This is a genomic window from Chloroflexota bacterium, assembly GCA_016197225.1.
Taxonomy (GTDB): Bacteria; Chloroflexota; Anaerolineae; order Anaerolineales; family VGOW01; genus VGOW01.
Genome location: JACPWC010000054.1, coordinates 1 through 12,042 on the forward strand (window position 1 = coordinate 1; position 12,042 = coordinate 12,042).

Annotated in this window: 8 protein-coding genes; 5 read left to right on the forward strand and 3 right to left on the reverse strand. The window is 60.2% G+C overall.

Annotated elements, in window-relative coordinates:
- From HYZ49_08475 to HYZ49_08495, 5 genes are all read left to right on the forward strand, one after another.
- Positions 1-213, forward strand: a 213-nt coding sequence (locus tag HYZ49_08475; GenBank protein ID MBI3242312.1) for a hypothetical protein, incomplete at its 5' end; no start/stop codon positions are given.
- A gap of 14 nt (positions 214-227) precedes the next feature.
- The gene (locus HYZ49_08480) at positions 228-2,195 is read left to right on the forward strand and encodes a hypothetical protein (protein MBI3242313.1); all 1,968 of its coding nucleotides are present in this window, start codon (positions 228-230) and stop codon (positions 2,193-2,195) included.
- Between the two features lie 175 nt (positions 2,196-2,370).
- Positions 2,371-2,928 carry an elongation factor P gene (gene efp / locus HYZ49_08485; GenBank protein MBI3242314.1) on the forward strand — a complete coding sequence of 186 codons (558 nt, stop codon included), beginning with the start codon at positions 2,371-2,373 and terminating at the stop codon, positions 2,926-2,928.
- 157 nt (positions 2,929-3,085) lie between these two features.
- The gene (locus HYZ49_08490) at positions 3,086-3,421 is read left to right on the forward strand and encodes a hypothetical protein (protein ID MBI3242315.1); all 336 of its coding nucleotides are present in this window, start codon (positions 3,086-3,088) and stop codon (positions 3,419-3,421) included.
- Between the two features lie 5 nt (positions 3,422-3,426).
- Positions 3,427-4,632 (forward strand): DinB family protein, encoded by a 1,206-nt coding sequence (locus HYZ49_08495; protein MBI3242316.1) that lies wholly within the window; start codon positions 3,427-3,429, stop codon positions 4,630-4,632.
- Positions 4,633-4,646: 14 nt separating this feature from the next.
- Here HYZ49_08495 and pulA read toward each other — a convergent pair whose 3' ends face one another.
- From pulA to HYZ49_08510, 3 genes are all read right to left on the reverse strand, one after another.
- Entirely contained in the window at positions 4,647-8,438 is a 3,792-nt protein-coding gene (gene pulA, locus HYZ49_08500; protein ID MBI3242317.1) for a pullulanase-type alpha-1,6-glucosidase, read from the reverse strand.
- A 66-nt stretch (positions 8,439-8,504) separates the two neighbouring features.
- A complete protein-coding gene (locus HYZ49_08505; GenBank protein ID MBI3242318.1) occupies positions 8,505-10,274 on the reverse strand; it encodes a DUF3459 domain-containing protein in 1,770 nt (589 codons plus the stop codon).
- A 24-nt stretch (positions 10,275-10,298) separates the two neighbouring features.
- A complete protein-coding gene (locus HYZ49_08510) occupies positions 10,299-11,978 on the reverse strand; it encodes an alpha-amylase (GenBank protein MBI3242319.1) in 1,680 nt (559 codons plus the stop codon).
- Positions 11,979-12,042: the final 64 nt, after the last annotated feature.

The following is a 12,042-nucleotide window of genomic DNA, read 5'->3' on the forward strand; positions in this document are numbered from 1 at the left end:
CTGGGCGGCATTTACCCCGTCTGGCTCTGGCAACCCGGCGAGTCTATCCACGAAATCCGCCGCATCCCGCTCACCGCGCCCGCTTCAGACGGTTGCTACCGGATCGAGCTTGGCCTCTTCAACCCGCAGACCGGGGCGCGCACTCCGGCCTTCGACAGCAATGGGGCCAGGCTGGAAAACGACGTGCTGATAGTAGAGCCAGGCCGCCCATAACTTCCATCAAGCCTATGCGCCCGATAAAACTCCTCTTCTGGTTCACCCCGCCTGTTCTCGCCATTGCACTTTACGGTTCCACCCTCACCCTGCCTTTCTTCTGGGACGATGTTGCAAACTTTCAATTCCTGTTTGACCGCCCGCTGGCCCAAATCTGGGTGGAGTCGTCCGGCTTTCCTTACTATCGCCCGCTCACATTTGTGCTGTGGCGGTTGATACAAATCACCTTCGGGCCTCTCAACCCGGCTCCTTATCACGCCCTCAACATTCTTGCCCTCATTGCCTGCGGCTGGGTCGTAGGCTTGCTGGCAAACCGGCTCGCCCGCAACCCATCTGAGTTGCCGCAGGAGACGGCCCCTGCCGATGAATTCCTGACTGGCTGGCTGGCTGGAGCGTTGATGACGGTCTTCCCGTTTGCCGCCCTCGTCGTGCCGCTCGTCGCCTCGTTCTTTCATCTATTCGTTACCCTGGTCGTCGCAGGGGCGTGCGTCTGCCTGCTAGAGTTTGAGCGAACGCGAAAAATGGGATGGGCCATGGCAGCCATTGCCCTCGCCGCCCTCGCTCCGTTCGCTCACGAGTCCGGCATTACCGCCGCCGCGTTGATGGCGATCTGCTTTGCCGCCCGCCATCTCAAGGGCAATCTTCAATCTCTAATCGCCCGCCGCCAATCACTTGCCATCCTGGCTCTATCCTTCCTCTTCAACCTGGCTTTCATCCCCTGGTGGGCGCGCATCCCCAAAGCGCAAAACGGAGGCGACGTTGGCGCGGGCTGGATCGGCTGGGAGTCGGTGGGGCAAGCCATCGTCTTCTTCTTTGAAAGTCTCACCTTCCCAATCCAGTTTCTGGCCCGGCCTCTGATGAAGCTCGGCCTGGTAGACATGCTCGCCGTCCTGGGCCTGGGCCTGGCGGCTCTCGGCCTGGCCGCCGCGATTCTCAAAGAGCGGCGCTGGCTGGTCTTTGGCCTGGCCTACTGTTTCGCCGCCGCCGCGCCCGCCATCGCCGCCTTGCCCTTCTCGTACATCATCGTCAGCCCGCGATTGATGATGGTGACTGCGCCTGCCGCCGCCATTTTGTGGGCGACGGTGATCGCCGATGGGACACGGCGGCTGGCCCGGCCGGGAATCAGGATCGGGGTCGCCGCCACTGTAGTGGCGGCTATATCGTTCGTCCCGGCCCTGCACATCAGCCGCGAAGTCCGTCTGCATCATCTGACGCTCGATCATCTGTATGCGTTTGTCGCCGACCTGCAAGCGCACCCGGACGACCAACACCTGATCGTCAACGCCGTAAACTGGACGGCGCCGGTGAATGCCACCTACGCCCTCGGCCACGAAGGTGTGGAAGTGATGCCCGCTTACCTGACGCCGCAATTGATGGCCTGGGTTCACACTCAAACTCTTTACAACGTGGACGCCATCACCTTTCCCCTCGTTTTCCCGCAATTGAATGACATTTATTTTTCAACCTGGGGTGAAAGCGAAGCGCTCGACTGGAACGTGATGGCCGAGCGGGTGCGGGTCGCCGACCGCGTCGCCGTCGTTCAGTATGCCGACGACAATATTCAATATCTTGAGGTAGGTAATGTCGGCCCGGCCAGCGGCGAGGCCGTTGTCTCGTTTGAAGACCGCATCTGGCTGACGGCAATTGAGGTCACACTCAAGGGCCAAGTCATTGAACTGCGCTTGAGCTGGCGCGTGAACGCCGTTTCGGGCGAAGACATTTTTGCCAACGCCCTCGACTGCGCCGGAAACGTGGCCGGGCTGTCGGGAGGGGCAAGCCTGGGCGGCATTTACCCCGTCTGGCTCTGGCAACCCGGCGAGTCTATCCACGAAATCCGCCGCATCCCGCTCACCGCGCCCGCTTCAGACGGTTGCTACCGGATCGAGCTTGGCCTCTTCAACCCGCAGACCGGGGCGGCCTTCGACAGCAATGGGGCCAGGCTGGAAAACGACATCGTGGTGATCAACCTGCCAGCGCCTTAGTTTTTGCAGGGCGAATTGACAATTCGCCCTGCAATTTCCGAAACCTTGAGGGTCTTTCGGATAGGCTCTCAGGTGTTTGACGGACTCGCCGTCACCCCGCTATAATCTCCCCTGGATTTCTCGTGCGACGCAAGCATTCTGCGTCGCACTTTGCTGAAAGGAACTTGAGCAGTTTATGATTGACGTGAATACCCTTCGCAAAGGGGTCACTTTCGAGTTGGACGGCGACCTCTTCAAAGTGCTGGACTACTCGCACAACAAACCGGGGCGCGGCAACGCCACCATCCGCACCAAAGTCCGCAACCTGCGCTCCGGCGTCACCGTTGAAAAAACTTTCCAGTCCGGCGACCGGGTGCAGGACATCCGCCTGGATCACCACCAGGCCCAGTATCTTTATCACGACGGCGGCCTGTACTACTTCATGGACACCGAGACTTACGACCAGCCGGCGTTGAACGAGGCCCTGCTCGGTGACGCCTCCCAATATCTGAAGGACGGCATGGAGATTAAGCTGACATTCTACAATAGCGAACCGATTGACGTGGAACTGCCGGCGACGGTTGACCTGAAGGTGGTCCAGGCCGAAGTGGCCGTGCGCGGCGACACCGCCAACGCCGTCAACAAATGGGTGACAACCGAGACCGGCCTGCGGGTGCAAGCGCCGCAATTCGTCAAGGTGGACGATGTCATCCGGGTCAAGACCGAGAGCGGCGAGTACCTGACCCGCGTTTAGAGAGTGTCTTAAAAGTCGCTCAAAGCCCGCGTCCTCGCAGGCCCCTTCGGGCAACCGCGAGGACGCGGTTGGAGAGCAGTTTTAAGACAGTCTCTTAGAATTTGGATTGCGGAGCCTGATCCGCAATCCAAATTCCACAATCAGAAATCCAAAATCCATGCGCACTCCCTACGGTGCAGACTGCAAATACTATTACGCCGATTTTCACCGGGGCCGCCAGACCCAGGAGTGCCGTCTGCCCCGGCGCGACCGGCCCAACGAAAAGTGGACGCCCGATCTTTGTCGGGCCTGCCCGGTGCCGCGCCTGCTGTTAGCCAACGCCTGCCCACACCTGACGTTCAGCGGTCGAATCGATCGCGGCTTCCTGGGCCTCAACCGGAAAATGATCGTGGAGGCGGCCTGCAACAAAAGCGGCGGCCCGGTGGCCGAACCGGCCGTCGGTTGCGGCCAGTGCCACGAGGATTCGCCGCCCATCGAGTTCAAACTCGAGTAAGTGTCATGTCAATCAATACTTTGCTTTTCGATCTCGATGACACGTTGCTTGGCAACAACACCGAGAAATTCATCATTCCCTATCTGCAACGGTTCGCCGCCCACCTGGCCCCGGTCGTCTCGCCCGAAGCATTCACTGCCGGATTGATGATCGGCACTCAAAAGATGGTCGCCAACGATGACCCGCGCCGCACGCTGGCCCAAACTTTCGCCGAGCAGTTTTATCCGGCTGTCAATCTCTCGCCCGAAACCCTCCATCCCTACATCGCCTCTTTTTATGCCGAACGCTTCGGCAGTTTGCGCCGCGAGACAACTGCGATCCCGGCGGCCAAAGAATTGATGCGCTGGGCGTTCAGCTCCGGGCTGAAGGTTGCCATTGCCACCAATGCCCTGTTCCCGCGCACAGCCATTTTGCAAAGGCTGGCCTGGGCCGGTGTCAGCGCCGACGAATTCCCCTACGCCCTCGTCACCTCCTACGAGTTCATGCACTTCGCCAAGCCCAGCCCGGAGTATTACGCCGAGACGCTCACCTGGCTGGACCGCCGCCCGGAAGAAACATTGATGATCGGTAATGACTGGCATCAGGACATCGCCCCGGCGCACGCGATGGGCATCAACACCTTCTGGGTGGCCCCCGCCGACTCGGCCCCACCGGCCAACTCGGCCCACCCCGTCGGCCAGGGCGACATCGCCCAATTCTTAGCCTGGGCACGCGAGAGGGACGGTCTCGAAAATGTTGAGCCGTTGCCGCCCACGCCCCGCTCGGCGCGGGCACAGCAAGCCGGAACGCTGGCGGTGATGATGGAACTGGTTCGCCCGTTGAGCCAGGCCGACTGGCAGAGTCGGCCCACCCCGGACTCGTGGTCGCTCGCCGAGATCGTCTGTCATCTGCGCGATGTTGAAATTGAAGTCAACCTGCCGCGTCTCAAGCGAGTATTGGAAGAGGCCAATCCATTCATCTCGGCGATTGACAGCGACATTTGGGCGGCGGAGCGGGATTATCAGAGTCAGCCTGGCCCGGCGGCGCTGCAAGTGTTTGCCGAAGCGCGCCGCGAGACGCTGGCCCTGCTCGACCATTTGACGGACGCCGACTGGGGACGCCCGGCCCGCCACGCCATCTTTGGCCCAACAACTCTGTGCGAGCTTGTGAGATTCACCAACGAGCACGATCGTTTGCACTTGAGGCAGATGCGAGGGAATCTCAGCGTATAGCCACCCAGCCTCGATTATTTCTTAGCCGACCTTCGCCAGAAGAACAGCCCTGCCAATCCTGCTACCAACACCCCGCCGAGCGCGATCCACAACGTTGGTGGTTGAGCGGCTGGCGACTCCGAAGCGGGCGTGGCCGTGATCGCCGGGGCCGCCGTCACTGTTGGTTCAACTTTCTCCTCTTTCACCACAAACACAACTGTGGTGCGGCCCGGCACGCTGAACGCGCCGCTGGCTGAATCGAATTTCGAGTCGCGTACTGAAACATCCGCCGAACTTTGTTGAACCGGGTGCAGAGTCAATGCCAGGCCTTTGAGGCTCTCGTCGGCGAAAGTCACGGCTTCGGGTTGAGCGTTGAACAGCACGACAATGTCCTTGTAGTTGTCGTCCAGCCCGTCGGCGTCAGTGAGGCGCATGACGATCAGGCCGGGCGTTTGCTCCGGGCCGGTGTTGAGGAAGGTCAGGGCGCGCTGAATCTGCTCCGCCGTTTGCAGGCGGAACAAGGCCGAACTCTTGCGAATCTGCAACATCTCCCGGAAGTGGGCGGCGGCGCTGAGGATGTTTTCCGGCGCAGGCTTCAAAGCCGGGTTGCCGAGCAAGGCGGCCATCAAGTCCCAGCGCGCATTTCCAAATGCTGGGAGGCCGACGCCCCAGTTGTCCCTCTGCCCCGTCCAATCAATTTTATTGAACCAGTCGCTAGAGTTGTAGCTGTTGCCGTCGAGCGACTTCGAGCGCAGAAGATCGTCGCCGGCGTGGAAGAACGGCACGCCCTGCGACAACATCACCAGACTCACCCCCAGGCTATTCATCCGCGTCCGGTCGGCCACACTAGCCTCGGCAGGCGCTTTCCATTGAATGGCGTCGAACAAGGTCTCGTTGTCGTGCGCGGAGGCGTAGACGATGTTCTCCTGCGGGTCAAGGGTGTAACCGGCCGGAGAGCCGTTGTAGTCCACCGCCTCGCCCGTCACCGGCTGGCCCGAAGCGTCCACGAGCGCGTACTCCTTCAGGTTGCCTGCCAGCGCCACCCGAATCCAATCCGTGTATTTCAGCAATTTGGCTTTCTGGTCGGCCTCCCCGCCCTGCCCGGCAAAGTCGCTGGGCGCGGTGAAGAGGCCGGTGATGAAGCCCTGCTCGCGTGGGTCGCCAAACGGGCCGCCGCCGCGCGCCGCGTCGCGCAGGCGATCATTGAACACGCCGATGCCCGTGCCGCCGATGTTGAGTTGGGTTGCATTGACGCCGCGTTTGTTGTCGGCCACTTCGCCAAAGTTCCAGCCTTCGCCGTAAACGTAAACGGCTTTGCCATCCACGCCGTCGTCGGCCAGGGTGAGACCGTCCAGCGCGGCCCGCACGTTGACCATGTTGCTCACCATGTGGTGGCCCATCAGATCGAAGCGGAAGCCGTCCACTTTGTAGGCCGTCGCCCACGTCACCAGCGAGTCAATCATCAACTTTTCCATCATCGCGTTTTCGGTGGCGGTGTTCTGGCAACAAGTGCTGGTCTCCACCCGGCCATCGGCGTTGAGGCGGTGATAGTAGCCCGGCACAATTTTGTCCAACACCGAGTTGTCGTTCTGGCCGCTGGCGTTGGTGTGGTTGTAGACCACGTCCATCACCACCCGCAAGCCGATACGGTTGAGGGCCTGCACCATCTCGCGGAACTCAAGGATGCGAGTCGGGCCGTCGGGGTTGGTGGAATAACTGCCTTCGGGGGTGGTGTAGTGAAAGGGATCGTAGCCCCAGTTGAAGCCGTCATTTTCACGCGTGGGGCCGACGAGCAGTTGTTGCTCTTCCGAGTCGGGCGGCAGGGCGGCCAGAGTTTGCTCGTCCACCGTTTGCCAGGCGCTTTTGTCCTCGTTGACGCTGGCAATGTCAAAAGCGGGCAGGAGGTGAATGTGAGTAAGGCCGGCCTCGGCCAACTCCTTGAGGTGCTTCATGCCGTTGGACTCGGACACGGTGAACGCCCGATACGTGCCGCGCAAATCTTGTGGCACGCTGGCGTCGGAGATGCTGAAATCGCGGATGTGCAGTTCGTAGAGGACAATGTCTTCGGGCGCGGCCAACGGTGGTTTAGCCGTGTCGGCCCAACCGGCAGGCATGAGGGCCGAATCGGCCAGGTCAACAATCTGACTGCGGGTGCTGTTCATCGAGAGGCTGAACGAGTAGGGATCAGTCACGAGATTCTTTTCGACTTTGCCGGTCGAGGGAACATACACTTCGACTTCGTAGAGGTAAAACTTGCCCGTCCATCCCGGTTCGCCAGTGATGTTCCAAACGCCGGCGCCGGCGTCAACGGTCATGGATAACGTGGCGCTGGCCGCCGCCTTCGAATCGTCAAACAGATGCAAGGTGACGGAACGGGCCGTCGGCGCCCACACCCGCAATGTAGGAACATCGCCGTCAAACGTCACGCCGAGCGGGCCATCGTAAGAGTAAAGGTCGTCGAGCACGCCGGGAATCTGGATCGAGGTGGCGTCCAGCACTTTGCCATCTTTGTCCAGCACCACCACCGCCGTCTGGCTCCGCAAAATGCCGGGGAGCTTGTCGAAGTCGGCAGGGTCAATTTTGATCGGCGCAAAGCCGTTGATGAAGGGGCGCTTTTGCACAACGGTGAAGGGGAGTCCGCCCAGGCTGTATTTGAGCGGGATGAACTGGCCGCCGGTCACGCCATCCGGTTCCAGCTTGAGGCCGCCGTCCGGGGCGTAATAGAGGGCGTAGGTGATGCCTTGTTCCTCGGGGCGCGGCGTGTTCCAGGCAATAGTGTCGCGGGTCACCCAGTGAGCGTGAAACTTCGTCAGGTCGCCGCGAGGCGCGCCCTGAGTGCTCACCGTCAGCGCGTGGGTGATCGGATCGTAACCCAAATACACCTCATTGCCTTCGCTCACGGTGAAGGGAATGGCTGTGCCATCTGGAGCGCCGTCCGCGCCATAAGTTTCATCTGTGCTTTCGTTGAGGGCCACTTTGACCTCGTAATCGCCCGGCGGCAGGTCGCGGGTGGTAAGGGCCAGCGTGCCCGTGCCGCCCGGGTCCTGCAACCAGGAGCGCAAACAGCCGGGGTCGTTATCGCCGGCGCAACCGAGTTCACTCTGAAACGTGCCCATCGCCACGGCAATCACTTCGTTGACCGAGTCGGCCACCCAGTGAGTTTTGTGATCGTAATAAAACTTGACCTCGGTCGGCTCGGTCAGGATCAGCGGAATGTCGGCCCCACCGCTCTGGGCGTTCCGGCCGTAGTTGACGGCCCAACTGCCGTTGAGGGCCGCCTTGTAGCGCGAGCCTTGTTTATCCTGATCGTTATCGGGCTGAACGGTGAACGCGCCCTGCCACACACCATCTTCTTCATCGTACGCGAGCGCGGTGGCCGGGCAATCGGGTTGCCAGTCGCCGGAACAGCCTAACTCGGATTGCAGTGTTCCAGGGATGACGACGAGATCGGGCTGTGGCGCTTGCACGGGCGCGCCGCTGGCGTTGACGCTGTCGGTGATTTGATGAGTCTTGTGGTTATAAGTGAATGTGACCTGAGTGTCCTGGCCGAGCACCAGCGGAATGTTTGGGCCGTCTTGTTGACCCCCCAACCCGTAGTTCTCGGTCCAACTGCCGTTGAGGGCTATTTTGTATTCGTAACTTCCGGCAGGCAAGGCAAACGTGCCTTCCCACACGGCCTTATCGGCGTTGTAGGTCAGAGCCGTGTCGGCGCAGTCGGGTTGCCAATCGCCCGAACAACCCAGCTTGCTCTGGATGGTGCCGGGAACAACTACCGTTTCGGGATCGGGCGTGTCTTGAGCTAAGGCCCGTCCGGGCGGGCTGAACATAGCCAACACCATCGCCGCAACCAGCAGTATGTTCAATAATTTTTGGTGTTTCATCGTCTCATCCTTTTAGCAACGCAACTTCTTGAGCAGCACGCCGCCGAAGGCGGGCAGGCTTAAACGCATCGCGCCCGCATCAACTTGCGCTTTGCACGCCGGGTCGGTGGCCAGGGCGACATCTGATTCCGAGACGGGCAATGTCACTTCCGCCGCCTGCTCCGAAAGATTCAGTGCGCAGACCAGACTCCCTTCAGAATCGGCGCAACGGTAAGCGAGGAGGCCGCCCTCGGCAAGAATCGTTTGCCGCGATCCGCGCCGCAGAGCAGAATGTTGCGCCCGAACCCGGCACCGGCCGCGATAGAACGCCAACAGACTCGCATCCTGGGTTTCGCCCCAGAGCATAGGCAGGCGCGCTTCTTTGTCGTTACCCCAGCCTTTGGCGCGGACATCGTGGCCCTGTGATAGCCCGACCTCGGTGCCGTAGTAAATGATGGGCGCGCCGCCCAGTGTGAACTGGCACAGGGCGGCCAGCTTGAGTTTGCGCGCGTCGCCCTGCGCCACCCACAGAAAGCGGTTCATGTCATGATTGTCGAGGAAGGAGGGCCGGGTGAACGAAGCCGGGAAGAAGGCCTCGTGCCGATCCAGGAAATCGGCGAAGCGTCGCGCATCCCACCGGCCATAGGCAAAAGTTTGGCGGAGGGCTTCGAGCAAAATGAAGTCCAGCGCGCCATCCAGGCCGCCCTCAAACGAGAGGAGCGAATCGGGCAGGTCAATGGCCTCGCCAAACGTCCAGCAATCCGGTTTGGCGGCGCGGGTGATGCGGCGGAAGTCGGCGTAGAAATCGGGCGTGGGGCCGATGCAGTAATCCACCCGAAAGCCGTCCACGCCGAAGTCGAGCCAGTATTTGGCCGCCTCTAAAACATGGTCGCGCGCCGGGCGGTGGCGCAAATTAATTTTCGGCAATTCTTTCACCCCGAAGAAGGTTTCGTATTTGTCCGGCCACTCTTCAAAGGTGTACCAGTTGACGAACTGGCTACTGCGATCTTTCGTCGCCTCGACGAAAGTCGGATGCTGGTTCGACCAGTGATTGGGCGCGAAATCCATCAGCACCCGCAGGCCGCGCGCGTGGGCAACATTGAGCAATTCTTTGTAATCGTCTTTTGTGCCCAGGCGCGGGTTGATCTCGAAGAAGCTGGTAGCGTCGTAGCCGTGATAACTTGGGCTGGAAAAGATCGGCGTCAGCCACAAGCAGTTCGCGCCGAGTTCCACGATGTGATCGAGCTTCTCGATGATGCCGCGCAGGGTGCCGTTGCATTTGAGATTGGGTTTCCTGGCAACGCGTGGGAAATCGGGAGACGGATCGTAAAAACGGTCGGCGAAGATCTGATAGACGATGGCGTCTTTGGCCCAGTCGGGCGGCGGGTCGGCGTCCACGTAGAAACCGTAATACGTTCCGTCGTCGGCCAAAACATCACCCGCCGCCAGCCGGTAACGGACAACCGTTCCAGCGGGCTGGCCAGGGATCACGCCGCGAAAACGGCGGACGTAACCCCAAAGCAAAACGTCCCATTCTGTATCAACCGTCTCCAAAGGAATTGCGTGTCCATGTCTGGCCTGGCCGTTCACTCCTTCGGGATCGCTCCCGTCATTCGTCCAATAGGCCCAGGCATGATTCTGGGTGTGGGCCGGGCCGAGGGTGAGTTCAACAGTGACGGCTTCCCCTGGCAGAGGGTCGCGCGGCGCGCGGCGGTGAGCGTGAGTGACTCCGCCCCGGCGGGCGCGCGCGTGGGCAATGCGCGCTTCATCAGTGGAGAATGATCCAAAAATAAAATCGTCCATCAGTTATCTCTTACAATGATTTCTTCACGGCGTCAGTTGAATAATCACCGCCGTTTCAGCCGGGATTTCCTGAAAAGGGGTGTAGCCACTGAAACCGCCGTTGGCGTTGATCTCAGGGGCGGCCGGGTTCTCCAACCCCAAGACCGACACAGCTTTGAGCGGCCCGATGAATGGGCCGGCCTCTAATGTCAAGTTATAAAGGTCGGCAGTGAGCGGCTTGGGGTGGACGTTGACCAGAATCAGAAAGGCCTCGTCGTCGTTGTAGCGCAAAGCGGCATACAAGCGTTGCGTGTCGGCGTCCACGACGAGCGTCTCGCCGGTGCGCAGGGCGGCGTGTGTGTTACGCAAGTGGATGAGATCGCGATAGAGGCTCAGAAGCGAGTCCGGGTCATCGGTTTGCCGGGCCACGTTCGTCTCTTTGTAATCGCGGGCGGCGGCATTCCAGGGCGTGTGCGTGGAGAAACCAACTTTGGAATTTTCGCCGCTCCATTGCATGGGACGGCGGATGTTCTCGTCGGGCTTGACGCCGGTCATGCCAATCTCTTCGCCATAATAAATGAACGGGACGCCCGGCGAGGTTAACAGCATGACAGCGGCCAGCTTGGCCTTCTGCACATCTTTCAGAACGCTCATCACCCGGTCTTGATCGTGATTGGTAAGGAAGACCCCGTACTGGCCGGGCGGGTAACTGTTCACGACCGTATCCAAATTGGCAATCGCGCTGGCCGCGATCGGGCCGCTGGCCGACCGCACAAACGCCCCGGCCAGATCGAACTCGAAAGCAACATCCACTTCATCGCCAATATAATCCACTACCTGCGGCGTGAGTGTCCAGGCTTCGCCCACCGCAAACGCCTGTGGATTGATGCTTTTATACGACTGATGAAAGGCTTGAAGCCAGGCGTGGGTAGCGGGCGTGTTTTCCTGAGCCGGGCCTTGCTCGACGAAGTGCTTGATCGCATCCATGCGAAAACCGTCCGCGCCCATGTCTTCGAGCCAGAAGCGGGTGATGTTCTCAATTTCCGCGGTGACTTTTGGATTCTCCAAATTCAAATCCGGCATTTGCGACCAGAAGACGGCATAGTAATAGCCGTCTTTGCCGGCATACCAGACCTGCTGGCCCCACGGCCCTTTGTAATTAGGGGCCTCATCCGCCCAGACATACCAGTCACGATAATCGGGATTGCCTGAATTCGATTCCTTGAACCAGGGATGGCCCGTCCCGGTGTGGTTGAGCACCAGGTCAAGGATCACCCGAATACCGCGTTTGTGAGCCTCGCCCACCAGACGAAGGAAATCTTCTTTCGTGCCGTACTCTTGATCAACGGCGTAATAGTCTACGACATCGTAGCCGTGATAACTGGGCGATTCCATGATTGGCATAAGCCAGATGCCGGTCACGCCCAAATCGGTAGTTGTGTCGGGGTCGCCGTCGTTGAGATAGTCCAGCTTTTCGATCAGCCCATTAATATCTCCCACGCCGTCGCCATCCGAATCCTTGAAACTGCGGACGAAGACTTCGTAGAACACCGTTTCGTTCCACCACGGGCCGGTCGGGGCCGGTTCAGCCGTCGGTGTTGGAACAACGGCAGTTTCGGTTGGAGGGGGCGACTCAACCGTAGGCGTCCCGGCATTGCTGGTGGTGCAAGCCGCTAGAATCAGCAAGGCCAAAAGAGCAGAGCATCGTTGCCAAGGGTGTTTCATGATCCAGTGCCTTTCAAATAAGACCTGCCGCAGGTCTAAGCCACAATGCTCCTCGAGGGCAATG

Bases quoted from the DNA above. Each gene is read 5' to 3' on its own strand.
- HYZ49_08480 (MBI3242313.1), top strand. From the start codon at position 228: ATGCGCCCGATAAAACTCCTCTTCTGGTTCACCCCGCCTGTTCTCGCC.
- efp (MBI3242314.1), top strand. From the start codon at position 2,371: ATGATTGACGTGAATACCCTTCGCAAAGGGGTCACTTTCGAGTTGGAC.
- HYZ49_08490 (MBI3242315.1), top strand. From the start codon at position 3,086: ATGCGCACTCCCTACGGTGCAGACTGCAAATACTATTACGCCGATTTT.
- HYZ49_08495 (MBI3242316.1), top strand. From the start codon at position 3,427: ATGTCAATCAATACTTTGCTTTTCGATCTCGATGACACGTTGCTTGGC.
- pulA (MBI3242317.1), bottom strand. From the start codon at position 8,438: ATGTTCAGCCCGCCCGGACGGGCCTTAGCTCAAGACACGCCCGATCCC.
- HYZ49_08505 (MBI3242318.1), bottom strand. From the start codon at position 10,274: ATGGACGATTTTATTTTTGGATCATTCTCCACTGATGAAGCGCGCATT.
- HYZ49_08510 (MBI3242319.1), bottom strand. From the start codon at position 11,978: ATGAAACACCCTTGGCAACGATGCTCTGCTCTTTTGGCCTTGCTGATT.